This is a genomic window from Amycolatopsis sp. NBC_01488, assembly GCF_036227105.1.
GTDB lineage: Bacteria > Actinomycetota > Actinomycetes > Mycobacteriales > Pseudonocardiaceae > Amycolatopsis.
In genome coordinates this window covers 4,553,558-4,577,457 of the sequence record NZ_CP109434.1, presented here as the reverse complement: position 1 = coordinate 4,577,457, position 23,900 = coordinate 4,553,558, and the positions used below count along the sequence as shown (strand labels likewise).

Sequence of the window (23,900 nt, the reverse complement as noted above, 5' to 3'; positions counted from 1 at the left end):
CCGACATGCCCGCCGAGCCGGCCGGCGAGGGGTCCGAGGGCGCGCCCCCGGCGTGGGGTCCGGGGGCACGCGCAGCGCGGCTGACGGTGGTGGGCATCGGGGCCGACGGCTGGTCGGGGCTCTCCGAACAGGCCCGGGCCCTGGTGCTCGCGGCCGACGTCGTGCTGGGTGCGCCGCGGCAGCTGGGCTACCTGCCGGCGGAGGTCGTGGGGGTGCCATGGCCGTCGCCGTTGCTGCCGGGGCTCGACGCGCTGATCGCCGAGCACGAAGGGCAGCGGATCTGCGTCCTGGCCAGCGGTGATCCGTTCTTGTCGGGGGTCGGCACCACACTGGTGGCGCATGGGTACGAGGTCGAGGCGCTGCCCGCGGTCTCGTCGGTGACGCTGGCCCGGGCGCGGCTGGGCTGGTCCGCCGAGGAGACCGAGGTGGTGACTCTCGTCGGCCGGTCGTCGGCCCGCGTCGCCCGGGTGCTCGCCCCGGGGCGGCGGGTGCTGGTGCTGGGCGCGGACGCGGCGGCGTTGCGCTCCCTGCTGACGATTCGCGGGTTCGGCGAGAGCGAGCTGTTCGCGCTGGAGGACCTGGGCGGGCCCGGCGAGCGCATCTCCGACGGCTGGTCCGGCGAACCCGGCCCGCTGACGGTCTTCGCGCTCACGTGCGCGGGTCCCGCGCTGCCCCTGATCGGCATCCCGGACGACGTGTACTCCCACGACGGCCAGCTGACCAAGCGCGACCTGCGGGTGTCGGCACTCGCCCGGCTCGCGCCGAGCCCCGGCGAGCTGCTGTGGGACGTCGGCGCGGGGGCGGGCAGCGTCGGTATCGAGTGGTCGCGGCTGCACGGGCTGAACCGCGCGATCGCGGTCGAGCGTGACCCGGCGCGGGCGGAGCGGATCGGCCGGAACGCCCTGGACCTGGGCGTCCCGGAGCTGGAGGTGGTGACGGGCGACGCCCCGGACGCGCTGAGCGCGTTGCCGCCTCCGGACGCGGTGTTCATCGGCGGCGGGGTGACGGCGCCGGGCGTGCTGGACGCGTGCCTGGCGACCGGGGCGCGGCTGGTGGCGCACGGGGTGACGTTGGAGGCGGAGCAGGTGCTGGCCCGGGCGTATGCGCAACATGGAGGTGAGCTGGTGCGGATCGGGGTGGAACGCGCGGGGACGCTGGGCGGGTTCACCGGCTGGACGCCGGCTCGCGTCGTGACGCAGTGGAGCAGCCGATGACCGTGCACTTCGTCGGGGCCGGGCCGGGTGCCGCCGACCTCATCACCGTGCGGGGCCGCGACTTGCTCGCCCGGTGCGATGTCTGCCTCTACCCCGGCAGCATGACGCCCACCGACCTCCTCGCGTACTGCCCTTCGGAGGCAGTCCTCGTCGACACGGCGAACCTCGCGCTGGAGGCGATCGTCGCGCGGATGGCGGAGGCTCATCACGCCGGTCAGGAGGTGGTCCGGCTGACCTCCGGCGACCCGTCGCTCTACAGCGCCGTCGCCGAGCAGATGCGCCGCCTCGACGTGCGGGACGTGCCCTACGACGTCGTACCCGGCGTGCCCGCCTTCGCCGCTTCGGCCGCCGCGCTGAAACGGGAACTCACCGTGCCCGAGATCGGGCAGAGCCTCGTCATCACCCGGGTCCAGGCGCGGTCCACCAAGATGGCGCCCAAGGAAACGCTCGCCGCCTTCGCCGCCACCGAGGCGACGCTGGCTCTGCACCTCGCGATCAACCACGTCGAGCGGGTCGCCGATGAGCTGATCCCCCACTACGGCGCCGACTGCCCGGTCGCCGTCGTCGCGCTCGCGACGCAGCCGGGCGAAACCGTCGTGCGGGGCGTGCTCGGGGAACTGCCCGACCTCGTGCGGGGGGCCGGGATGACGCGTGCTGCCACCATCTTCGTCGGCCGGGTGCTCGCCGCCGCGGGCTTCCCGGACAGCTTCCTCTATTCCCGTGCCCGCGACCGGGCGAACCAACCGGAGTCGTTGTGACGCACCTGCGCTGGGGCCTGCTGGCCGCCGGGACCATCGCCGCCCACTTCGCCGCGGGCGTCGACGAAAGCAAGCACGGCACGCTCACCGCGGTCGCGGCCCGCGACGCCGACCGGGCCTGCGAATTCGCCACCCGCTTCGAGATCCCGAAGGCCTACGGCAGCTACGAAGACCTCCTCGCCGACCCGGACGTCGACGCCGTGTACGTCTCGACGCCGCACGCGCTGCACAAGCAGTGGGCCATCGCCGCGGTCGAAGCGGGCAAGCACGTGCTGTGCGAGAAGCCACTGACGCTCACCGCCGCCGACGCCGAAGAGGTGATCGACGCGGCCCGCAAGCACGACGTCTTCCTCATGGAGGCGTTCATGTACCGCCTGCACCCGCAGACGCGGCGGCTGGTCGAGCTGATCGCGAGCGGCGCCATCGGCGAAGTCCGCGCGGTCGACACGGCGTTCTCCTTCGACAGCAACCCGGAGGAGACCGCCCGCCTGTCCGACCCGGCGCTCGGCGGCGGCGGGATCCTCGACGTCGGCTGCTACTGCACGTCGCTGACGCGGCTGGTGGCCCGGGCCGCCACCGGGCAGGACGTCGTGGAGCCCACCGAGGTCAGCGGGATGGCCCGCCTGAGCACGACCGGCGTCGACGAGTACGCCACCGGCCTGCTCCGCCTGCCCGGCGACATCCTGGCGACGATCTCCTGCGGCATCCGGCTGACCCGGGAAGACGGCATCCGCGTCTACGGCTCGCACGGTCAGTTGTACGTGCCGCAGCCCGCGTGGATCCACCCGCTGCGCAAGCCCGGGATTTCCCGGATCGTCCTGACACCGGCCGACGGCGAGCCGGAGGTCATCGAGGTCGAAGCGACGCAAGGCGTCTTCGCCCGCGAAGCGGACCACGTCGCCGCGCACGTGGGCGACCGGCAGGCGCCGGAGCTGACCTGGGCCGAGACGCTGGCCAACATGCGCACCCTGGACCGGTGGCGCGAAGCCGTCGGGTACGGAAAGTCGTGATCCTCATCCTCGGCGGCACCGGCGAAGCGCGGAAACTCGCCGAAGAGCTTGTGCAGAGCGAAGTCCGCGTTGTCTCTTCGCTGGCCGGACGCGTCGCACGGCCACGGCTCCCGGTCGGCGAAGTACGCGTAGGCGGCTTCGGCGGCCCGGACGGTCTCGCGGCCTGGCTGCGCGAGAACGACGTCAAAGCCGTCGTGGACGCGACGCACCCCTTCGCCGAGCGCATCGGCGCGAACGCGGCGAAAGCGGCCGAACGCACCGGAATCCCCCTCCTCCGGCTCGTCCGGCCGGGCTGGCAGCCGGGCCGGGGCGACGTCTGGCACTGGGCCGACGATCTCGCGGACGCTGCGAAGAAGCTCCCCGAGCTGGGCAACCGCGTCTTCCTCACCAGCGGCCGCCAGGGCTTGCCCGCCTTCGCGCACCTCGACGACCTGTGGTTCCTGATCCGCTGCGTCGACCCGCCCGAGCCGCCGCTGCCCCGCCACCACGAGCTGATCCTCGCCCGCGGGCCGTACGAACTGGCCGCCGAACGCGAACTGCTCGAGAGAGTCGACGTCCTCGTCACCAAGGACTCGGGCGGGCCGCAGACCAGCGCGAAGCTGACGGCGGCCCGCGAACTGGGCAAACCGGTCCTCGTGGTCCGGCGGCCGCCGAGACCGCGCACCGAGACCGCCGGAACCGTCACCGAAGCCGTCGAATGGGTCCTGAACCGATGATCGAAGAGTTCTACGAAGTCCTGCGCAAGCGGCGTGACGTCCGCGGCGAGTTCACCGGCGAGCCGATCCCCGAAGCGACGCTCATGCGGATCCTCGAGGCCGCGCACGCCGCCCCGAGCGTCGGCCTCACCCAGCCGTGGGACTTCGTCCTGGTCGACGACCACGCGACGCGTGAGACGTTCGCGAAGCACGTCCACGAGGAGCGTGAGGTCTTCGCGGAGCAGCTCGCCGAAGACCGCGCGAGCACCTTCGCGAACATCAAGATCGAGGGGATCCTCGAATCGAGCCTCGGCGTCGTCGTCACCTACGACCCGGCCCGCGGCGCCCCCGACGTCCTCGGCCGGCACGCGATCGCCGACGCCGGCCTGTACTCGGTGTGCCTGGCGATCCAGAACCTCTGGCTGGCCGCGACCGCCGAAGGCCTCGGCGTCGGCTGGGTCAGCTTCTACCGCGAGCCGTTCCTCAGCGAGCTGCTCGGCGTCCCGGACGGCATCCGGCCGGTCGCGTGGCTCTGCGTCGGGCCGGTGAGCAGGCTGGAAACCGTGCCCGACCTGGAGCGCCACGGCTGGCGCAGCCGCCGTCCCCTGATGGCGGCTTTACACCACGGGCGCTTCACGCCGCGTGACCCGGGGGTTGCGTCAGCTGGCGGCGTCTGACCCGTTAGCGTTGCGCCGATGCGTCTGATTGCCGTAGCGCTGGGGTTGCTCTCGGCCTTGTGCGCGCTGGCTTTCCCCTTCCTGCCGGTGGTGCAGGACACGGCGGAGGTCGTCTGGCCGACCGGCAGCGACACCCGCTCCGTCAACGCGCCCTTGACCGGGTACTGGGCCCAGGACCTGCGCGCCGAACTGCCGTGCGCGGCGATCCGCTCGGTCGACGCCCGCACCAGCGGCCCGGGCCTGCTGTTCGCCACCGTGCCGGACGGGCGCACCGACCCGAATGCGGGCAAGGGCGTCGGCATGCAACTGCGCGTCGACAACGGCGTGCTGTTCGCCTCCAGCCAGGGCCAGCAGATCGCGCAGCAGCCGCTGCCCGCCGAGAAGTGCGACGTCGAGCTGGACGTCGACGCGACGCAGATGACCCTCGCCGTGGCCGGGACGCCGATCTTCCACGCAGGAGGCGACGTCCGGCCGCGCGTGGTCGGCATCTACTCCTCGATCAACTCGAGCAAGGACCCCATCGCCGGCCTGCACGTCTCGGTCGTGCCGGACACGCGCTACCAGACTTCGCCGACCGCGCTGAAGATCGGCGTCGGCGTGCTCGCCGTGCTGTCGCTGATCGGCTGCATGATCGCGGTCTGGCGCCGCGACTCCGGCTCCGCGAGACGCGCGCCGCGCTGGGCGCCGGTCGGCTGGTGGCGGCTGACCATGCGGGACGTCACGGTGATCGCCGCGCTCGGCGCGTGGGTCTTCATCGGGCCGGTGACCTCGGACGACGGCTACATCCTGACGATGGCCCGGGTCACCGAGCAGACCGGGTTCCTGACGAACTACCACCGCTGGTTCGGGGTCGCCGAGGCGCCGTTCGGCTGGTTCTACCACGTCTTTGAGCTGATGGCGCACGTCAGCGTGGTGCCGCCGTGGATCCGGCTGCCGTCGTTCCTGCTGGGCGTGCTCAGCTGGCTGTTGATCAGCCGCGAGGTGATGCCGCGCCTGGGCACCCAGATCCGCACCAGCCGCCCGGCCAGCTGGGCGGCGGCGACGGTGTTCCTGATCTGGTGGATGCCCTACAACAACGGGGTCCGCCCGGAACCGGTGGCCGCGCTCGGCTCGCTGCTGGCGATCTGCGCCGTGGAGCGCACGCTCGTGACGCGGCGGCTGCTGCCGATGTGCCTCGGCCTGACCGCGGCCGGGTTCACCCTGGCCGCGACGCCCACCGGGCTGATCGCGGTGGCGCCGTTCCTGGTCGCCGCGCGCCCGCTGTTCAAGCTGATCCGCCAGCGCGCGACCGAGAGCGGCTGGCTGCCGGTGCTCGCGCCGATCGCCGCGGCCGGGCTGCTGGTGCTCGTCGTGGTGTTCGCCGACCAGACGTTCGCGACCGTCCAGGAGGCGACGCGGATCCGGACCCAGGTGGGCCCGAACCTGTCGTGGTTCCAGGAGCTGGCGCGCTACCAGCTGCTGTTCGCGGACCTGCCGGACGGCTCGGCGCCCCGCCGGTTCCCGGTGCTGCTGGTCGTGCTGTGCACGGCCACCTGCCTGGTGATGCTGCTGCGCCGCGGCCGCATCCCCGGTGCGTCGCTCGGCCCCGCCCGTCGCCTGATCGGCACGACGGCGGTGTTCTTCCTGCTCCTGGCCCTGACGCCGACGAAGTGGACGCACCACTTCGGCGCGTTCGCCGCGGTCGGCGCGTCGATGGCGGCGCTGGCCGCGCTCGCGACCAGCTCGACGGTGCTGCGGTCCAAACGCAACCGCGCGGCCTTCCTCGCGGCGCTGCTGGTGGTCGCCGCGCTGGCGGCGACCGGGCCGAACACGTACTGGTTCGTTTCGCGCCTCGGCGTCCAGTGGACGAACGTGGCGCCGTCGATCGGCGGCATCGGCCTGTCGACGATCCTGCTGGCGGCGGCCGCGATCGCCGGCGTCTACGCGTTCGTCGAGAACGTCCGCGCGCACCGGCCGGGCCTGCCGGCCCAGCCCCAAGAAGGCCGGCTGCGCGCGCTGCGGCTCGGGTCGCTGTCGCTGGTCGTGGTCTGCGGCCTGGTGGCGGGCGGCGAGTTCGTCACGATGGCGTGGGCGATCCACAACCAGGCCGGCAGCTACAGCCTGGGCGCGGCGAACATCGGGCACCTGTTCGGCAAGAGCTGCAACCTCTCCGACCACGTGATGGTGGAGCGCGATGCCGCGACGAGCGTCCTGCACCCGCAGGCCGAGCAGCGGACGGTCGCGGAGAAGCCCAAGGAGCCGGCGAACTCGCCGCTGCCCAACCCCGACCAGGACAACGGCCGCGTCCAGACCGGCTTCCACACCCGCGCGGTCGACGACAAGGACCCGCTGGCCGAGCCGCCGCACGGGTTCACCCCGGATACCGTGCCGATGTGGTCGAGCTACCTCGACCCCGAGACGCGCGCGGGCCGCCTGCGCAGCGACTGGTACGCGCTGACGGAGAAGCCCGCGGACGGCCAGATCGTGGTGGCCACGGCCGGCGCGGCCCGCCGCCCGACGTCGGTCAGCCTCGACTACGGCGTCAACACCCCGGAGGGCGTGAAGATCCTCCGCAGCCAGTTCATGCTCCCGCCGGGCTCGGGCACGGGCGGCTGGAACGACACGCGCATCAACCTGCGCGACCTCCCCGCGGAGACGAACGCCGTCCGGATCAACATCGTCGACAACGACCTGACGGAGGACGGCTGGATCGCGGCGTCGGCCCCGCGCGTCCCGACGTTCACGACGCTGACGGACAAGATCGGCTCGAAGCCGGTGTACGTCGACTGGCCGGCGTCGTTCGTGTACCCGTGCGTCCAGCCGGTGACGTCCCACGACGGGATTTCGCAGGTGCCGGAGTACCGCATCACGGCGGGCGGCCTGGCGGACGAGGCGGAGTGGGCGTCGTCGACCAACGGCGGGCCGATCGGGTGGCTGGAGGAGCTGGCCGAGGAACCCGAGGTGCCGAGCTACCTGATCGGGCAGCCGAGCCAGTCGTGGGGCCAGCTGCTGCAGATCGAGCCGTTCACCGAAGGCATCGCGCCGACGGTGGTGCACGGGGAGAAGACCGTGCCGGGGTGGTGGTCCCCGGGACCGGGCCCGAGCCAGCCCAACGGCAAGGACCCGACGCGCTGAGAGGTCGTGAGTGAGAAACAGTGTGCTAACCCTGTTTCTCACTCACGACAAGCCGCGGCAGACCTACGCGCCGAGTCAGGGTTTCGTCCACGCCTGACGGCGGTGGAGGCGGAACCCGGCGCTCTCCAGGTTGGCCAGGCTCGGTGAGCCGGGGCGGGCCGTCGCCACGGCGAGGGTGCAGCCCTCCGCGGCGGCCGCCTCGAGCCGGCGGCGCAGCAACGTCGGCTGGGCGCCCCGGCCACGGTGAGCGGGCAGGGTCGACGCCGCTCCGAGGATCGCGACCTCGCCGTCGATCGTCATGCCCGCGGCCGCGACGTCCCCCACCAGGAACCGTCGCACGATCGGGAGCCGGTGTTCCGCGGTCATGTACGCGGCCACCGCTCCCCTCGCCTCGAAGCCGGCCAGCAGGACGCGCAGGAAGACCTCCTCTTCGGCCGCTTCCGCAGGCGGCGCCGGGGCGGGCTCGAGCCGGCGGACGGCCAGGTACCGCTCGCCCGCCGGCACCAGGCCCGGCACCGGCAGCCCGGCCGGGGCGACGACCGCCGGCTGGACGCCGTCCCAGTCGGGCGAACGCAGCAACCCGGCGAGCGCGGGCAGCGTCTCACGGGTCACTCCGGTCACCGTCGACAGGTAGCCGAGCGCGGGGTCGGTCGCCAGCACCGCCAGCAACCCCGCCCGGTCCCACACCCGGAAGCGGCCGGGCACCCCCGCGGCCGACGCCGCCTCGCACGCCAGCGCCGTCCGGCGGTGCAGGGCGCGCTCCGCCCGGCGGACGTCGGACGTCAGTAGCTGCGCGGAGTCCACACCACCCCGTTCTCCGCGCGGGTCTTCGACGAGCCCACGATCAGCAGGCACCGCATGTCCACAGTGGACGGATCAAGCTCGCCCAGCGTCGTGACGCGGACGTCCTCCTCCGGGCCGCCGACGTCGCGCGCCACCACCACCGGCGTCGACGGCGAGCGGTGCCGCAGCAAGACGTCGCGAGCGGACGCCAGCTGCGTCGTCCGGGTGCGCGAAGCCGGGTTGTACAGCGCCAGCACCAGATCCGCCGCGCCCGCCGCTTCGAGGCGCTTCTCGATGATCTCCCACGGCTTCAGCCGATCGGACAGCGACAGCACGCAGTAGTCGTGCCCCAGCGGCGCGCCGACGCGGGACGCCGCCGCCTGGGCCGCCGTCACGCCCGGGACGATCCGGACGCGGACGCCCGCGCCGTGGCCCGCGGCCACCTGCTCCAGCACCGCCGACGCCATCGCGAACACCCCGGGGTCGCCCGAGGACACGACCGCCACCCGGGACCCCGCGGAAGCCAGGGACAACGCCTCGCGGGCCCGCTCCGCCTCGACGCGGTTGCCCGACGCGTGCCGCCGCTGCCCCGCCTTCTGCGGGACCCGCGCGACGTACGGCCCGTACCCGACGACGTGGTCGGCCGCCGCCAGCTCCGCCTCGGCCTCCGGCGTCAGCCACTCCGGACCCGCCGGGCCCAGGCCCACGACGACGACCTCCGAAGCCGCCGAAGCGGCGGCCGGAGCGGGCGAGACCCGCGCCGCGTAAGCGGGCGAAGGCACCAGAGCCAGCGAGAAGTACGGCACCGAAGCGGGATCCACCGAAGCGAGCGGCTCGACGCGCTGCTGTCCCCAGGTCGCGCGTTCGACGTAGACGGCGGAATCGAGCTTACCCGCCTCCTCGAACGCGTCCCGCACGGAAGAGAACGTCCGGCCGAGCTTCAGCACGGCCGCCGCGTCGGTGTCCGCCAGCCGCCGGGCCAGCTCGGGCGCCGGGAGCGTGCCCGGGAGCACCGTCAGCACCTCGTCGCGCTGCACCAGCGGCCGGCCGAGCACCGACGACGCCGCGCTCACCGACGTCACGCCGGGCACGACGACTGCCTCGAACCGGCCGGAAAGCCGTTCGTGCATGTACATGTACGAGCCGTAGAAGAACGGGTCGCCTTCGCAGAGCACGACGACGTCACGCCCCGCGTCGAGGTGCTCGGCGAGCCGCTTCGCGCTCAGCTCGTAGAAGTCCGCGATCGCGCCTTCGTACCCGCCCGGGTGGTCGGTCGTCTCGGTCGTGACCGGGTAGACGAGCTTCTCCTCGACCTGCCCTTCCCGCAGGTACGGCTCGGCGACCGACCGCGCGATGCTCCGCCCGTGCCGCGCGCAGTGGTACGCGATCACCGACGCCTCGGAGATCAGCCGGGCCGCCTTGACCGTCATCAGTTCCGGGTCGCCGGGGCCGAGCCCGACGCCGTAGAGGGTCCCGGTCATTCTTCGGCGCTCGCGAGGGCGTTGATCGCGGCGACGGCCATGGCGCTGCCACCGCGCCGTCCGTGCACCACCAGGTACGGCGCCGGTGCCCGCTTGGCCAGCTCCACTTTGGACTCGAGCGCGCCGACGAACCCGACCGGCACGCCGATGATCGCCGCGGGCGCGCCGACGCCTTCGTCGAGGATCTCCAGCAGGCGGAACAGCGCGGTGGGCGCGTTGCCGATCGCCACGACCGAGCCGGGCAGCTGGTCGCGCCACAGTTCCAGCGCCGCGGCCGAGCGCGTCGTGCCCATCCGCTCCGCGAGGCCGGGCACCGAAGGGTCCGACAGCGTGCAGAGCACCTCGTTGCCCGCGGGCAGCCGGCGCCGGGTGACGCCGCTCGCGATCATCTGCGCGTCGCACAGGATCGGCGCGCCTGCCTCGAGCGCGGCGCGCCCGGACTCGACGACGTCGAGCGTGTAGCGCAGGTCGTCGACCAGATCGACCATGCCGCAGGCGTGGATCATCCGGACCGCCAGGCCCGCCACGTCGTCGGGCAGGATCGCCAGGTCCGCCTCCTCGCGGATCGTGGCGAACGAGTGCCGGTAGATCTCGGCACCGTCCCGCAGGTAGTCGATCACAGGTTCCCTTTCAGCTCTTCGAGCGGCACCCAGCGGCCGTCCACCCGGTAGCCGCCCGCTTCGGCGACAACGTCCACATGGGACTGGGACGGCTTCCCGCACCGCCGTGCACAGCCCGAGAAGTGCGCGCGCAGGCCCGGCAGGAACACGGCGTCGGCGCGGACGTCGGCCAGCGACTTCGCGCAGCCGGGACGGCCGATGCACGCGCTGGTCCCGAGCGGCTCGCCGCCGAAGCCCAGCCGCTCGAAGACGTCGGCGGGGACGTCCGGCAGGACCAGCGACTTCCACGGCGTGACCACCGCGGCACCGAACTCGGCGAGGGCCCGGGCCTGCTGCGCGGTCAGCTGCCCGAAGCGCGGCACGACGCCCGCCGCGAGGCCGCCGTCGTCGCGTTGGAGCAACCCGGCCGGGGCGTCTGCCGGGGTCCGCGGCGCCGGAGTGCCGCGCCAGGCCGGGTCGTCGAGTTCGGCGACGCGCCAGGCGGACCCGCGCACCCGGGCGAACTCCAGCGCGACGTCGGCCAGCACCGGGACGGCGTCGGCGCGAGCCACGCGACGTCCGGTGTCGCCGCCCGCGAGCAGCAAAGTCCCCTCGGACGGGCCGGTAGCCCGCCAGCAAACGTCGGGGCCCTCACCGGCGACGTCGCCGCGTCCGTCGTCGAAGGCGAAGAGGAACCGGCCGGGCAGCGAAGCGAGTTCCGGGGTCGCGCAGAGAACGGCGTCGAGCGCGGCGGCCAGCCCCCGGACGTCGGCGAGGCCGCCACGCAGCCCGCTCGACGGCGAGGCCAGGACGTTCCGGACCCGCTCGTGCGACGGCGAAGGCAGCAGGCCGGCGTCGGTCAGCCGTGCCGCGAGACCGGGCCGGGTGACGCCGCGCAACTGGACGTTGCCGCGCGAAGTGAGGTGGAGGTCGCCGTCTCCGCACGCTTCGGCGCAGTCGGCCAGCGCGCGCAGCTGCGCGGCGGAAACCGCACCGCCGGGCAGCCGGACCCGCGCCAACGGGCCGTCGGCGGCGTCGTGGGGTGCGAAAACACCCGGGCACGCGTCGGCTCGCACACGCGCTGGGGTCGGCATGGGGTCACTGTAGCTGGCGGTTGCCGGGCTCCTGAGGGTCCGAACGCGGCCGGATCCTCGCGATTCCCCGGTCCAAGTCCACGTCACGCGAGGGTGGTGCACCTTCGGCGTCCTGCTCGACGAGCATCGACGTCGTTTCCCGGTGTTCCAGCTCACGCCGCTTGGTGCCGTAGAGGAACGCGGTCGTCTCCTCGAGGTAGGTCGCGGACAGGCGCGCCTTGAAGCGCGAGCCGTTCTTGCGCGGCCGCAGCTCGATCGCCGCCATGACCAGCACGACCACGACACCACCCGGGAGCGCCAGCCCCAGCCAAGTTCCCATGCCCCGCGAACCGGATGACCGCGGGTCAAGTTCCCGGCGCAGCAGAAGTCTGATCGAATGTAGTAGGTGTGCTACATTCGATCGCACCAGTTCGATGGGGGTGACGTGATGAGAGATCCTGCGGTTCCCGTGGTCCGCGTGCGCGGCCTGCGGATGCGCTACGGCGCGAACGACGTGCTCCACGGCGTCGGCTTCGAGGCGTACCGGGGCGAGGTCGTGTGCCTGCTCGGGCCGAACGGCGCGGGCAAGACGACGACGATCGAGATCCTCGAGGGGTTCCGGATGCGGTCGGCGGGCGAGGTGGCCGTGCTGGGCGTGGACCCGGCGCACGGCGGCGAGGACTGGCGGGCGCGGCTGGGGGTGGTGCTCCAGTCCTGGCGCGACCACGGGAAGTGGCGCGTCCGCGAGCTGCTCGCGCACCTCGGCCGGTACTACGCGCCGTACTCGACGGCCTCGCACCCGCGGCCGTGGGACGCCGACGAGCTGATCGCGGCCGTCGGGCTGACCGAGCACGCGCACAAGAAGCTCAAGAGCCTTTCCGGCGGGCAACGGCGGCGGCTCGACGTCGCGATCGGCATCGTCGGCCGTCCCGAGCTGCTGTTCCTCGACGAGCCGACGGCGGGCTTCGACCCGGAAGCGCGCCGCGAGTTCCACGACCTGGTGCACCGCCTGTCCGACGAGCTGGACACCACGATCCTGCTCACCACGCACGACCTCGACGAGGCCGAGAAGCTGGCCGACCGGATCATGATCCTCAACGGCGGCCGCATCATCGCCGACGGCTCGGCCGACGCGCTGAGCCGCCGGATCTCCGGCGAAGCCGAGGTCCGCTGGACCCTCGACGGCCAGCGTTTCGTCCACTCGACGACCGAAGCGACGAAGTACGTCTACGAGCTGTTCAAGCAGCACGGCGAGGCCGTCGCGGACCTCGAGGTCCGGCGGGCGTCGCTCGAGGACACGTACATGACGCTGGTCCGCCGCGCCGAAGCCGGCGGCGAGACGGAGCTGGGCCTTCAGGAAGCGGGTGCGCGGTGAACGCCGTCGCGGTGCGGGCCGGGCTGGCCCGCGGCTGGATCGAGTTCAAGCAGACGTGGACCAACCGCGAGGACGCGATCGGGCAGTTCGTCTTCATCGGGATCTTCCTGGGCGTCCTGTTCTTCATGCGCAACTCCGCCTTGCCGGGCACCGGGTTCTCGCTCGGCGCGGCCACCGTGCCGAGCGTGCTCGGCGCCGGGATCGTGTTCAACGGGCTGAACGGCGCGGCCGGCTACCTGGCCGTCGACCGCGAGGACGGCACGCTGCTGCGCGCGAAGGCCACGCCGAACGGCATGCTCGGCTACCTCGTCGGGAAGACGACGTCGCTGTCGCTGACGCAGGTCACCGGGCTGCTCTTCACGCTCGTCCCCTGCCTGTTCCTGTACCCGGCCCTGGCACCCGGCGGCGGCTGGTCGTACCTGCACCTGCTGTGGGTGCTGGCCGTCGGCCTGACCGCGACGCTGCCGCTCGGCGCCGCGCTGGGTTCGCTCACCTCCAGCGCGCGGTCCATCGGGTTCATCACGCTGCCGGTACTGGGCCTGGGCGCGATCTCGGGGATCTTCTACCCGATCACGTCGCTGCCGGTGTGGGTGCAGGACATCGCGCAGGTGTTCCCGATGTACTGGCTGGGGCTCGGGATGCGCTCGGCGCTGCTGCCGGACGGCGCGGTGGTCGTCGAGATCGGCCAGTCGTGGCGGCCGTTGGCCACCCTGGGCGTGCTCGTGGCGTGGTCCGTGGTCGGATTGACCCTGGCCCCGGTGCTGCTCCGCCGCATGGCGCGGCGGGAAGCGGGTTCGTCGGTGGCGAAGCGCCGGGAGAAGGCCATGCAGCGTGTGGGGTAGTGATGAGTGAGGTCGTCTACAACCGGATCGCGATGCTGCGCGCGGAGCGGTCGATCTCGCGACGCCAGCTGGCCGAGGCGCTGGGCGTGCACTACCAGACGATCGGCTACCTGGAACGCGGCGAGTACAGCCCGAGCCTGTTCGTGGCGTTGCGGATCGCGGAGTTCTTCGAGGTCCCGGTGGAAGTCCTGTTCTCCACGAAACCCTTCCCCCGCCTCGGAGACTCCGAACGCTCGGCGTGATCACGGCCTGGCGAGGCCGGCCTCCACCAGGCCACGGACGACGTCGGCCCGGCGCTCCGGGGACTCGCGGACGGTCCGGCTCATCTCCACGTGCAGGAACACCGTGTCGTCGGCCGCGGCGAGCTTGCCCTGGACGTTCGTCGTGCCTTCGAGCGCGCCGCAGCGCTCCTCCCACGCGCGGCACACGGCGAAGCCGTCCGCCGTCAGGTGCGTGGCCGCGCGGCGGGCCGGGTCGCCGGCGACCGTCGCTCCGGACGACAGCACGAGGTCCGTCGACGGCAGGTTCTCGTCGTGGAAGCCGTGCAGCTGGACCTGCGCCAGCCCCCGCCCCGCCAGCGCCGTGGCCATGACGTGGAACACCGAGTCCTCCTGGTGCGCGACGTCCGCCTTGGTGCCGTCGGCCTTCCGGTGCGCGCCCGCCACCAGCAGCACCGCGCCGGGCGTCCGGCGGAACAGGTCGACGCCGAACAGCTCCGTCCGCAGGTCGAACGCCGGGTGCGGCACCTCGACCGCCAGCGACGGCGGTGCCGACCGGTCGAGCACGTACATCCCCCACGCCCGCTCGGTCCCGGGTTCGTTGACGGCGATCGTGTACGGCCGTCCGGTCGCCGGGTCGACGCCGTCGCGGACCGAGAACCCGAGCTTCGCCAGCTCCGGCGTGCTCCGGCGGTCCAGGAGCGCCGCGAAGCCGGCCGCCGCGGTGCGACGTTCGTCGGCTTTCGGTGAGCGGTACTCCTGGTCCGCGGACAGGCGGGCGGTGAAATCGGTCACCAGGGAATCCAAACCGGCCTCCGGGACGGGCTTCGGTGACTTCGCGTCACCGAGGATCAGCACCATGGTCAGCACCAGGGCCAGGGCGATGACCACACCGGCCACGCTGAGCAACGTCCGCGGTCGGCTCATCACCACCCGGAGTGTACTGATGTCACCCAATAGCTAGCATTACCCGTCCTTTGCCGCCCGATGGGGGGCAGTTGTAACGTCACCCGAAGGTTTCATCGATACCTTCACGTGACCCGGACGGGTGACGTTTCGCTAGCGGCCGCGATGGCCGGCGGTCCTTCGGGACCGCGTGACCGGAAGGGCCTGGGGAGACCCTCTTGAGCAAGCACGACGATCGAGCGGCGCGGTTGCGCGCGCAGATCCCGGAAGCGGGGTTCCCGCGCGGCGCCGGGGTCGCGTCCGCGGTCACGTTCGTTCTGCTGGTGCTCATCGCCGCCTTCACCGCGCTTTACCTTTCGACCGCCGGGCCGCTTTCCCTGATCCGCGCGAACGACGCCGGCGGCCGCGTCCCCGACGAAGTGACGGCCGGCCAGCAGCGCACCACCGCCGGCCTCGCGCAGAGCGTCGCGACGTCGGCGACGGCCGCCGCCGGTGACCTCCAGGTCGCGGCCGGCTCCGGCGTGTTCGACACCGCCGACGACGCCGCGCTGCTCACCCGCCTGGGCGAGACCTACGAGGACTGGCGTGGCGTCGTCGTCTACGACCCGGTCGCGCAGAAGGTGCTGGCCACCCGCGGCGAGCCGGTTCCGGTCGAGACGCTGCGCGGGGTCGCCGTCGCGAACCTCACCGTCCGCCCGGTCGCCCGTCCCGGCGACACGCCGCTCGTGCTGACCGCGCTCCCGCTCACCGGCACCCGCGCCGGCAGGCTGCTCGTCGTCTCGACGGCCCTGCGCACCACCACCGGCGACCTCGACGAAGACACCCAGCAGCAGGTCCGGCTGGTCGCCGCGGACGGCGCGGTGCTGCACGCGCACGGCTCCGACGTCGCCGCGACCGACCGCCCGGCCCAGGAGCTGCTCGCCCGCGCCGCCACGGCGGCCGCCGTCGGGCAGTCCGGCGTGCTCACCGGGGACGCCGTCACCGAGAAGGGCAAGCAGCGCGCGCCGGTCGTCTCGTACGCGCCGGTCTCCCCTTCGGGCATCGGCGGCAGCCTCGGCCTGTCGGTCGTGTCGTTCAGCCGGTTCCCGGTCGAGGCCGTGCCGGTCCGCTGGCCCGGCCTGATTCCCGCCGCCGCACTGCTCGCGCTGGCCGTCGCGGGCTTCGTCCTGCTGCGGCGCACGGTCGTCGCGCCGATCCGCCGGCTGCGCACCGACGCGCTCGCCGTCGCGGCCGGGATGCTCGGCAAGCCGGTCCGGCAGTCGCGGGTCCGCGAGGTCAACCACGTAACGGCTGCCCTCGAACGCTGCCGCTGCACGCTTGCGGGGGCTCCGGGTGGCAGAGCCCCCGGCCCGGGGCGCAGCCCCGGCACGACACAGCTGCGCCGCCGCAAGCCCGCGGCGAAGGTGCGCCCGTTCCTGTCCGCCCAGCTCGTCATCGGTCTCGTCGCGCTGGCGCTGCTCGGCTGGTCCGGCGCGGTCGCCGCGACGCTCGGGCGGCAGCACGCCGCGGTGTCGCCGACCATGCTGAGCGAGCACGGCGTCCGCGTCACGCGCTCGGCCGACACGCTGCGCCGCAGCCTGGCCGAGGGCCTCACCGACCTGAAGTCGGTCGCCCGGCTGGGCAAGGGGAAGCAGCCGGACGACCTGCGCGGCATGCTCGACCGGCTGGCCGGTACCGAAAGCCGGTTCCGCAGCGTCTACGTCGCCGACGCCGAGGGCGCGGTCCGGCTGCGGGCCGGGCGCGAGTCCCTGCGCGACCCCGTGAAGCTGCCCGACGGCGAAGGCCTGCGCCAGCACAACACGAGCGGCCGCGTCCCGGTCGTCTACGCCTTCACGCCACTGCCGGACTCGAAGAACGTCCTGGTCGGCGAGTACGACGTGCCGCGGATGGCGGAGTTGCTCGGCTCCGCGGGCGGCCGCGTCCGCGTGGTCGACGAGGGCAAGCGCACGATCGCCGACACCGAGGGCTACCTCGCGTTCTCCGCGCTGTCGGACCCGGAGCTGATCAAGAACGTCGAAGCCGCCCAGTCCGGCAAGGACGCCCGCGAGACGACCTCGTCGTCGCTCGTCGCGGCCGAACGCCTGGCCGACAAGGGCAACGCCGCCGCGCTGAAGTGGGTCGTCGTCGCCGAGCAGCCGATCGGCTCGCTCGGGGTCGCGGACAACACCGTGCGCTCGGGCGCGCGGGTCGCCGCGCTGCTCACCGCCGTCGTCGCGCTGATGCTGTTCGCCTGGCACCTGCTGGTGGTCGTGCGGCCGCTGCGGCGGGTCGGCGCGGAGGCCGGGCGGATCGCGGGCGGGGACACCGGCGCCGTCGTCTACCCGCAGCGCCAGGACGAGATCGGCACCATCGCCTCCTGCGTCGAGATCTGCCGCCAGGCCCTGACCGACGGCCGTGACCGGCTCGGCGAGGTCCGCCGCCCGACCGGCGCGGCGACCGACGAGACCGAGCTGCTCCAGAAGATCGTGGACGAGCCCGAGAAGCCCCAGCCGCCGCGCCCGGCCCGGCCCCGCCCGCGGACGCCGCCGCGGATGCCCGCGCGGACCGCCGAAGAGAAGGCCAAGAGCGACTACCTCAGCTGGCTGGACGGGGCCGGGGTCTGACGTGACGTTCCTCTACGTCGTGCTGCTCACAGCGTCGGCGGTGATGCTGGCCGCCGGGATCGCCGAACAGCGCCGGCACTACCGGCACCTGCACAGCATCCCGACGCGCGTGCTGGTCAACGGCATCCGCGGCAAGTCGTCCATCACGCGCCTCTGCGCGGGCGCCCTGCGCGGCGGCGGCCTCGTCACCACCGCCAAGACCACCGGCACCGCGGCGCGTTTCATCCACCCCGACGGCAGTGAGGAACCCGTCTACCGCAAGTTCGGCATCGCCAACGTCGTCGAGCAGATCGGCATCGTCCGCCGCGCCGCCGCCTACCGGCCGGACGCGCTGGTCATCGAATGCATGGCCGTCATGCCCGACCTGCAGGAAATCAACCAGAGCAAGCTGATCCGCGCCACCATCGGCGTGCTCTGCAACGTCCGTGAGGACCACCTCGCCGAAATGGGTCCGACCCTCGACGACGTCGCCCGCTCGCTGTCCCGCTCGATGCCCGTCGGCGGGATCTGCCTGACCGCCGAGAAGGACCGGCTGCACATCCTCCAGGAGGAGGCCGGCAAGCGGGACTGCGAGCTGATCGCCGTCGACCCCGAGTCGGTCAGCGACGAGGAGATGCGCCGCTTCGGCTGGATCACCTTCAAGGAGAACGTCGCGATCGCGCTGGCCGTCGCGGACCTGCTCAACGTCAACCGGCAGCTGGCTCTCGAAGGCATGTGGGCCGCGCCGCCGGACCCGGGCGTGCTGCAGGTCCACCGGTACCGCGCCGGCCGCCGTCTCCTGCGGTTCGCGAACGTCTTCGCCGCGAACGACCCCGAATCGACGTTGCTGAACATCGACCAGCTCCGCCGCCAGGGTGCGATCGCCGACCCGCTGCACGTGATCATCAACTGCCGGCCCGACCGCGTCGAACGCAACGGCCAGATGGGCGCGCTCGTCCCGAAGATCGCCCCGGAACGCGTGGTGCTCATCGGCGAGCCGACGCGCAGCGCCCGCGCCGCCATCCCCGCCGAGTGGCACGACCGGGTCGTCGACCTCGGCGGTTCGCGCTCGCCGCGTGAGCTGCTGCGCGGGATCGTCGGCGGCGTCGGGCGGCAGGCGTCGCTGGTCGCCATCGGCAACATCCACGGCCAGGGGGAACTGCTCATCGAGGAACTCGCCAAACTGGAACCGGTCGCCTGATGCTCACCACGTCCCTCGCCCCCGAGGTCGCCACCGTCGGCCTGGCCATCGGCCTGCTGCTGTCGCTGGTCTGCTACCTCACGACGAACCTGTCCCCGGGCGGCATGATCACGCCGGGCTGGATCGCGCTGACCATGGTCGAGGACTACCGCCGCGCCGCCATCATCGTGCTCATGACGGCGCTGACGTTCGGCGGCACGAAACTGTTGCAGCGCATGGTGATCCTCTACGGCAAGCGCCTCTTCGCCGCCGTCGTCCTGCTCGGCGTCGTGCTGCAGACGACGTTGCTCATCTTCCTGCAAGCCGACTTCCCGCTGCTGTTCGTGCACCAGACGCTGGGTTTCGTCGTGCCTGGCCTGGTCGCGTACCAGCTGGTGCGGCAGAAGCCGATGGCCACGATGCTCGCCACCGGCGGCGTCAGCCTGGCCAGCTACGCGATCCTGATCAGCGGCGTGCTGGTCGGGCTGGTCCCGACGGTGTGAGGTGATGATGCGCAAGGCGGTCCGGATCGGCGTCCTGGTCGCGGTCATCGGCGTGTCCGGCGCGGCCGCGCTGTACGTCGCGCAGCGAGACGAGCAGGAGATCACGGCCATCTCGGCGTCGGCCGCGCCCTCGGGGGCGGCGGTCACCGGCGGTTACGCGTACGAACGGCTGGACCACCCGCCCCGGACGATCGTCCGCGACGCCGCGGGAGCGCAGCTGGCGTCCTTCACCGACGGCTCCCGCACGGTGCTGCTGACCGGCCGGTCCCGTACCTTCACCGAGCCGAAGTTCACCAAGGTCGGCATCACGTCGACGGCCTGGATCCGGCTGGCGCCGCAGGTGTGGCAGGCGGGCGCGGAGACGCAGAAGTGGTTCACCGACTGGCTGCCCAAGGCGGTCGGGGACACGGATCCGGACGTCCTGGCGATCGCCCTCCAGTACACCGACGGCGCGGCCGACCAGATCTCGAAGAAGCTGCGGATCGCCGGCGACGCCAACTTCGGCCCGGACAGCGCCGAAGGCCGCCTCGAGAAGTCGGATTTCTACGACTACCTGGGCATCGGCTGGGATTTCCCGGGCGGCGTCCACGAGGCGGCGGAACCGGCGCGCGCCCGGTCGCTGGACTGTTCCGGGTTCGTGCGGATGGTCTACGGCTACCGGTCGGGCTACCCGCTGCTCGGGACGAACACGAAGGGCCCCGGCCTGCCGCGGCGGGCGTGGGCGCTGTCGGAGCTGGGCCCGGGCACGGAAGTCATCCACGACGAGAAGAAGCAGGCGACGGACTTCAGCGCGCTCCAGCCGGGTGACGTGCTGTTCTTCAACCTGGAGCCGCAGCTCGGGACGCAGGTCTCGCACACGGGCATCTACCTGGGCATCGACAGCGACGGCCACCACCGCGTGCTCTCCAGCCGCAAGGTGGCGAACGGCCCGACCTTCGGGGACGCGGGTGGCGTGTCGCTGATCGACGGGTCCGGGACCTACGCGAAGGCGTTCCGCGCGGCCAAGCGGCTCTGAAGCGCGCCACGAGCCGGGTGCGGTCCTTGGTGTCCCTGACCAGCACAGCAGGTGGGGAAGCTGCATCGATCGCTCCCGGCGCAACCCGGGCAACGTCACCTTGACGCCGTCTCGCGCGCACCGGAGAGTGAGGGCGATACCCACGCGTCGGCAGGTGGAGGAACCCGGTGAGAGTCCGGGGCGGTCCCGCCACTGTCACCGGAGAGCACGCTCTCTCCGGGAGCCAGGAACTCCGGCCGGCGCGCCCGTCGACCCGGGGCGCGGACCCCGAGGAGGAACCTCGTGATCCTGCTTCTGTCCACTTCGGACACCGACCTGCTCAGCGCCCGGTCGGCCGACGCCGACTACCGGTTGGCGAACCCCTCGCGCATCGGCGTCGCCGAACTGCCGGACCTGCTCGACGGCGTGCGCATCGTGGTCGTCCGCATCCTCGGCACGCCGCGGAGCTGGGCCGACGGCCTGGACGCGCTGCGGTCGTCGGGCGCGCACGTCGTCGTCCTGGGCGGGGAGCAGACGCCGGACGCCGAGCTGATGAAGCTCTCGACCGTCCCGGCCGGCATCGCCGCCGAGGCCCACGCCTACCTGGCGCAGGGCGGCCCGGCGAACCTCACCCAGCTGCACCGGTTCCTCTCCGACACGCTCCTGCTCACCGGCGACGGCTTCGAGCCGCCCGCCGCGCAACCCGCGTGGGGCGTGCTCGAACGGCCGTCGCGTGCCGAGGGCCCGGTCGTCGGGATCCTGTACTACCGGGCCCATCACCTGTCCGGGAACACGAACTTCGTCCACGTGCTCGCCGACGAGATCGAAGCCGCGGGCGGGCGCGCGTTGCCGATCTACTGTGCTTCGCTGCGTACGCGCGAGCCGGAGATGATGGCCGAGCTGGGCCAGGTCGACGCGTTGCTGGTCACCGTCCTCGCGGCGGGCGGCACCCGGCCGTCGGCGGCGGGGGCCGGCGGCGACGACGAGGCGTGGGACGTCGCCGAGATGGCCGCGCTCGACGTCCCGATCCTGCAGGCGCTGTGCCTGACCAGCGACCGTCAGACGTGGGAAGCCAGTGACGAAGGCCTGTCGCCGCTCGACGCCGGGAACCAGATGGCCGTCCCGGAGTTCGACGGGCGGCTGATCACGGTGCCGTTCTCGTTCAAGGAGCTGGACGAAGACGGGCTCCCCCGGTACGTGCCGGACGCCGAACGCGCGTCCCGCGTCGCGAAGATCGCCCTCGCGCACGCCCGGCTGCGGCACACACCGCCGTCTTCCCGGCGGATCGCACTGATGTTGTCCGCGTACCCGACGAAGCACTCTCGCGTCGGCAACGCGGTCGGGCTGGACACGCCCGCGTCGGCGATCGAGCTGCTGCGGCGGATGCGCGAACAGGGGTACGACCTGGGCGCGGAGGCGTTCCCGGGCGTCGATCCGACCGGCACCGACCAGCCCGACGGTGACGCGCTGATCCACGCACTCATCGCCGCCGGCGGCCAGGACCCGGAATGGCTGACCGAAGAGCAGCTCTCCGGAAACCCGATCCGCGTCCCCGCCGCGCGCTACCAGAAGTGGTTCGATGCGTTGCCCGCCGAGCTGCGCGAAGGCGCCGAAGAACACTGGGGCCCGGCGCCGGGCGAGCTGTACGTCGACGACGGGGACATCGTGCTGGCGTCGCTGCAGAGCGGCAACGTCATCATCATGATCCAGCCGCCGCGCGGGTTCGGTGAGAACCCCGTCGCGATCTACCACAACCCGGACCTGCCGCCGAGCCACCACTACCTGGCCGCCTACCGGTGGCTGGAGGAGGAGTTCGGGGCGCACGCGGTCGTCCACCTGGGCAAGCACGGGTCCCTCGAATGGCTGCCGGGCAAGACGGCCGGGCTGTCGGCGTCGTGCGCGCCGGACGCCGTCCTGGGGAACCTGCCGCTGGTGTACCCGTTCCTGATCAACGACCCGGGCGAGGGCGCGCAGGCGAAGCGGCGGGCGCACGCGACGATCGTCGACCACCTGATCCCGCCGATGGCGCGCGCGGAGTCGTACGGCGACCTGGCGCGGCTCGAGCAGCTCATGGACGAGCACGCGAACATCGCGGCGATGGACCCGGCGAAGCTGCCGGCGATCCGCGCCCAGATCTGGACGCTCATCCAAGCGGCGAAGCTGGACCACGACCTCGGCATCGAGGAGCGGCCGCACGACGCGGAGTTCGACGACTTCCTGCTGCACATCGACGGCTGGCTGTGCGAGGTCAAGGACGCCCAGATCCGTGACGGTCTGCACATCCTCGGCGCGGCGCCGGTCGGCGAGGCACGCGTCAACCTGGTGCTGGCGATGCTGCGCGCGTCGCAGATGTGGGGTGGCAAGCAGGGCGCGGTTCCCGGTCTGCGGTCCGCCTTGGGCCTCAAGGAAGGCGCGCCGATGTCCGATGTGGACGCTGTCGAGAAGACGGCGCGGGAGCTGGTCCAGACGATGGAGATGCGCGGCTGGGACGTCACGGCGGTGGATTCGGTGGCACCGGACGCGGCGGTCGCGCGGGTGCTTTCGTTCGCGGCTTCCGAAATCGTCCCGCGGCTGGCGGGTACTTCGGCGGAGCTGGACGCCGTGCTGCACGCTCTCGACGGCGGGTACATCCCGGCGGGACCGAGCGGGTCGCCGTTGCGCGGGCTGGTGAACGTGCTGCCGACCGGACGCAACTTCTACACGGTCGACCCGAAGGCCATCCCGAGCCGGCTCGCGTGGGAAACCGGCCAGGCGCTGGCGGATTCGCTGCTGCGCCGCTACCGCGAGGACAATGGGGACTGGCCGCGCTCGGTGGGTCTGTCGGTGTGGGGGACGTCGGCGATGCGGACGTCCGGCGACGACGCGGCGGAAGTCCTGGCGCTGCTGGGCGTCCAGCCGGTGTGGGACGAGGCGTCCCGGCGGGTCACCGGGATCGAAGCCATTCCGCTGGCCGAGCTGGGCCGTCCTCGGATCGACGTCACGGTCCGGATCAGTGGCTTCTTCCGCGACGCCTTCCCGCACGTGATCGCCTTGCTGGACGACGCCGTGCGTCTCGTGTCCTCTTTGGACGAACCTTCGTCGGAGAACTTCGTCCGCGCGCACGTCGCCTCGGACCTGGCCGCGCACGGAGACGCCCGCCGGGCGACGACACGGATCTTCGGCTCGAAGCCGGGAGCGTACGGCGCGGGGCTCCTGCCGCTGATGGACAGCGGAAACTGGCGTGACGACAAGGATCTGGCGGAGGTGTACGCGGTCTGGGGCGGCTTCGCGTACGGCCGCGACCTGGACGGCCGTCCGGCGCGCGAGGACATGGAGAACTCGTACAAGCGCATCGTGGTGGCGGCGAAGAACACGGACACGCGCGAGCACGACATCGCCGATTCGGACGACTACTTCCAGTACCACGGCGGGATGATCGCGACGGTCCGCGCGTTGACCGGCACGGCCCCGGCGTCCTACGTGGGCGACAGCACTTCGCCGGACTCAGTGCGGACGCGCACGTTGGGCGAGGAGACGGCCCGGGTGTTCCGGGCCCGCGTGGTGAACCCGCGCTGGCTGGCGGCGATGCGCCGGCACGGCTACAAGGGCGCGTTCGAGCTGGCGGCCACAGTGGACTACCTGTTCGGCTTCGACGCTACTGCGGGCGTCGTCGGCGATTGGATGTACGAAAAGCTGACCGAGTCGTACGTGCTGGACGAGGTGAACCAGGAGTTCCTGCGGCAGGCCAATCCGTGGGCGCTGCGGGGGATCGTGGAGCGGTTGAACGAGGCCGCGGACCGGGGGCTGTGGGAAGAACCCGATCCGGAGCTGCTTGCGAAGATGCGCGCGGTGTACCTGTCCCTGGAGGGCGACCTCGAATCCGAGTGACACCCTCTGCCGCGGCGGAAACGCCCGGG

Annotated in this window: 20 protein-coding genes and 1 riboswitch; of the genes, 14 read left to right on the top strand and 6 right to left on the bottom strand. The window is 72.5% G+C overall.

The features are described 5' to 3' along the window. Positions 1–5 precede the first annotated feature (5 nt). From cbiE to OG738_RS22195, 6 genes are read left to right on the top strand one after another with little or no spacing between them, the layout of a single operon-like run. Positions 6–1,214 (top strand): precorrin-6y C5,15-methyltransferase (decarboxylating) subunit CbiE, encoded by a 1,209-nt coding sequence (gene cbiE / locus OG738_RS22220; protein WP_442875917.1) that lies wholly within the window; start codon positions 6–8, stop codon positions 1,212–1,214. Beyond that, the gene (gene cobM / locus OG738_RS22215) at positions 1,211–1,972 is read left to right on the top strand and encodes a precorrin-4 C(11)-methyltransferase (RefSeq protein WP_329056306.1); all 762 of its coding nucleotides are present in this window, start codon (positions 1,211–1,213) and stop codon (positions 1,970–1,972) included. The genes cbiE and cobM overlap by 4 nt, the downstream gene beginning before the upstream one ends. Continuing rightward, a complete protein-coding gene (locus OG738_RS22210) occupies positions 1,969–2,982 on the top strand; it encodes a Gfo/Idh/MocA family protein (protein ID WP_329056305.1) in 1,014 nt (337 codons plus the stop codon). The genes cobM and OG738_RS22210 overlap by 4 nt, the downstream gene beginning before the upstream one ends. Further along, a complete protein-coding gene (locus OG738_RS22205; protein WP_329056304.1) occupies positions 2,979–3,698 on the top strand; it encodes a cobalt-precorrin-6A reductase in 720 nt (239 codons plus the stop codon). The genes OG738_RS22210 and OG738_RS22205 overlap by 4 nt, the downstream gene beginning before the upstream one ends. Further along, entirely contained in the window at positions 3,695–4,354 is a 660-nt protein-coding gene (gene bluB / locus OG738_RS22200) for a 5,6-dimethylbenzimidazole synthase (protein WP_329056303.1), read from the top strand. The genes OG738_RS22205 and bluB overlap by 4 nt, the downstream gene beginning before the upstream one ends. Before the next feature lie 18 nt (positions 4,355–4,372). Beyond that, complete coding sequence (locus OG738_RS22195; protein ID WP_329056302.1) at positions 4,373–7,468, top strand: arabinosyltransferase domain-containing protein; 3,096 nt, start codon at positions 4,373–4,375, stop codon at positions 7,466–7,468. Between the two features lie 75 nt (positions 7,469–7,543). Here OG738_RS22195 and OG738_RS22190 read toward each other — a convergent pair whose 3' ends face one another. From OG738_RS22190 to OG738_RS22170, 5 genes are read right to left on the bottom strand one after another with little or no spacing between them, the layout of a single operon-like run. Continuing rightward, the gene (locus OG738_RS22190; RefSeq protein ID WP_329056301.1) at positions 7,544–8,272 is read right to left on the bottom strand and encodes a hypothetical protein; all 729 of its coding nucleotides are present in this window, start codon (positions 8,270–8,272) and stop codon (positions 7,544–7,546) included. Beyond that, on the bottom strand, positions 8,251–9,732 hold the full coding sequence (locus tag OG738_RS22185) for a precorrin-2 C(20)-methyltransferase (RefSeq protein WP_329056300.1): 1,482 nt from the start codon (positions 9,730–9,732) through the stop codon (positions 8,251–8,253). Before OG738_RS22185 ends, OG738_RS22190 begins: the two co-directional genes overlap by 22 nt. Continuing rightward, positions 9,729–10,352, bottom strand: coding sequence for a precorrin-8X methylmutase (locus OG738_RS22180; protein WP_329056299.1), 624 nt, complete (start codon positions 10,350–10,352; stop codon positions 9,729–9,731). The genes OG738_RS22185 and OG738_RS22180 overlap by 4 nt, the downstream gene beginning before the upstream one ends. Then, on the bottom strand, positions 10,349–11,425 hold the full coding sequence (locus OG738_RS22175; RefSeq protein ID WP_329056298.1) for a precorrin-3B synthase: 1,077 nt from the start codon (positions 11,423–11,425) through the stop codon (positions 10,349–10,351). Before OG738_RS22175 ends, OG738_RS22180 begins: the two co-directional genes overlap by 4 nt. 4 nt (positions 11,426–11,429) lie before the next feature. Beyond that, the gene (locus OG738_RS22170; protein ID WP_329056297.1) at positions 11,430–11,744 is read right to left on the bottom strand and encodes a DUF6191 domain-containing protein; all 315 of its coding nucleotides are present in this window, start codon (positions 11,742–11,744) and stop codon (positions 11,430–11,432) included. A 108-nt stretch (positions 11,745–11,852) separates the two neighbouring features. On the opposite strand from OG738_RS22170, the gene OG738_RS22165 reads away from it, so the two are divergent. The 3 genes from OG738_RS22165 to OG738_RS22155 are packed head-to-tail and all read left to right on the top strand — an operon-like array spanning position 11,853 to position 13,863. Continuing rightward, positions 11,853–12,779, top strand: a complete 927-nt coding sequence (locus OG738_RS22165; RefSeq protein WP_329056296.1) for an ABC transporter ATP-binding protein — start codon at positions 11,853–11,855, stop codon at positions 12,777–12,779. After that, entirely contained in the window at positions 12,776–13,621 is an 846-nt protein-coding gene (locus OG738_RS22160; RefSeq protein ID WP_329056295.1) for an ABC transporter permease, read from the top strand. The genes OG738_RS22165 and OG738_RS22160 overlap by 4 nt, the downstream gene beginning before the upstream one ends. A 2-nt stretch (positions 13,622–13,623) precedes the next feature. Then, complete coding sequence (locus OG738_RS22155; protein WP_329056294.1) at positions 13,624–13,863, top strand: helix-turn-helix transcriptional regulator; 240 nt, start codon at positions 13,624–13,626, stop codon at positions 13,861–13,863. Here OG738_RS22155 and OG738_RS22150 read toward each other — a convergent pair whose 3' ends face one another. Then, complete coding sequence (locus tag OG738_RS22150; protein ID WP_329056293.1) at positions 13,864–14,766, bottom strand: hypothetical protein; 903 nt, start codon at positions 14,764–14,766, stop codon at positions 13,864–13,866. A 197-nt stretch (positions 14,767–14,963) separates the two neighbouring features. On the opposite strand from OG738_RS22150, the gene OG738_RS22145 reads away from it, so the two are divergent. The 5 genes from OG738_RS22145 to cobN all read left to right on the top strand — a co-directional run bounded on the left by OG738_RS22145 (position 14,964) and on the right by cobN (position 23,871). Further along, on the top strand, positions 14,964–17,348 hold the full coding sequence (locus tag OG738_RS22145; RefSeq protein WP_329056292.1) for a methyl-accepting chemotaxis protein: 2,385 nt from the start codon (positions 14,964–14,966) through the stop codon (positions 17,346–17,348). A 1-nt stretch (position 17,349) separates the two neighbouring features. Continuing rightward, positions 17,350–18,528: a poly-gamma-glutamate synthase PgsB gene (gene pgsB / locus OG738_RS22140; RefSeq protein WP_329056291.1), complete on the top strand. Its 1,179-nt coding sequence runs from the start codon at positions 17,350–17,352 to the stop codon at positions 18,526–18,528. After that, on the top strand, positions 18,528–19,010 hold the full coding sequence (locus tag OG738_RS22135) for a poly-gamma-glutamate biosynthesis protein PgsC/CapC (RefSeq protein WP_329056290.1): 483 nt from the start codon (positions 18,528–18,530) through the stop codon (positions 19,008–19,010). The genes pgsB and OG738_RS22135 overlap by 1 nt, the downstream gene beginning before the upstream one ends. A gap of 4 nt (positions 19,011–19,014) precedes the next feature. Next, positions 19,015–20,025, top strand: coding sequence for an NlpC/P60 family protein (locus OG738_RS22130; protein WP_329056289.1), 1,011 nt, complete (start codon positions 19,015–19,017; stop codon positions 20,023–20,025). Positions 20,026–20,182: 157 nt separating this feature from the next. Beyond that, positions 20,183–20,258, top strand: a riboswitch (cobalamin riboswitch). Positions 20,259–20,307: 49 nt separating this feature from the next. Continuing rightward, a complete protein-coding gene (gene cobN, locus OG738_RS22125; RefSeq protein WP_329056288.1) occupies positions 20,308–23,871 on the top strand; it encodes a cobaltochelatase subunit CobN in 3,564 nt (1,187 codons plus the stop codon). Positions 23,872–23,900 lie beyond the last annotated feature (29 nt).

Coding starts and splice junctions, on each gene's coding strand:
- cbiE (WP_442875917.1), top strand. CDS start 6: ATGCCCGCCGAGCCGGCCGGCGAGGGGTCCGAGGGCGCGCCCCCGGCG.
- cobM (WP_329056306.1), top strand. CDS start 1,211: ATGACCGTGCACTTCGTCGGGGCCGGGCCGGGTGCCGCCGACCTCATC.
- bluB (WP_329056303.1), top strand. CDS start 3,695: ATGATCGAAGAGTTCTACGAAGTCCTGCGCAAGCGGCGTGACGTCCGC.
- OG738_RS22195 (WP_329056302.1), top strand. CDS start 4,373: ATGCGTCTGATTGCCGTAGCGCTGGGGTTGCTCTCGGCCTTGTGCGCG.
- OG738_RS22185 (WP_329056300.1), bottom strand. CDS start 9,732: ATGACCGGGACCCTCTACGGCGTCGGGCTCGGCCCCGGCGACCCGGAA.
- OG738_RS22175 (WP_329056298.1), bottom strand. CDS start 11,425: ATGCCGACCCCAGCGCGTGTGCGAGCCGACGCGTGCCCGGGTGTTTTC.
- OG738_RS22170 (WP_329056297.1), bottom strand. CDS start 11,744: ATGGGAACTTGGCTGGGGCTGGCGCTCCCGGGTGGTGTCGTGGTCGTG.
- OG738_RS22165 (WP_329056296.1), top strand. CDS start 11,853: ATGAGAGATCCTGCGGTTCCCGTGGTCCGCGTGCGCGGCCTGCGGATG.
- OG738_RS22155 (WP_329056294.1), top strand. CDS start 13,624: ATGAGTGAGGTCGTCTACAACCGGATCGCGATGCTGCGCGCGGAGCGG.
- OG738_RS22150 (WP_329056293.1), bottom strand. CDS start 14,766: ATGAGCCGACCGCGGACGTTGCTCAGCGTGGCCGGTGTGGTCATCGCC.
- OG738_RS22135 (WP_329056290.1), top strand. CDS start 18,528: ATGCTCACCACGTCCCTCGCCCCCGAGGTCGCCACCGTCGGCCTGGCC.
- OG738_RS22130 (WP_329056289.1), top strand. CDS start 19,015: ATGATGCGCAAGGCGGTCCGGATCGGCGTCCTGGTCGCGGTCATCGGC.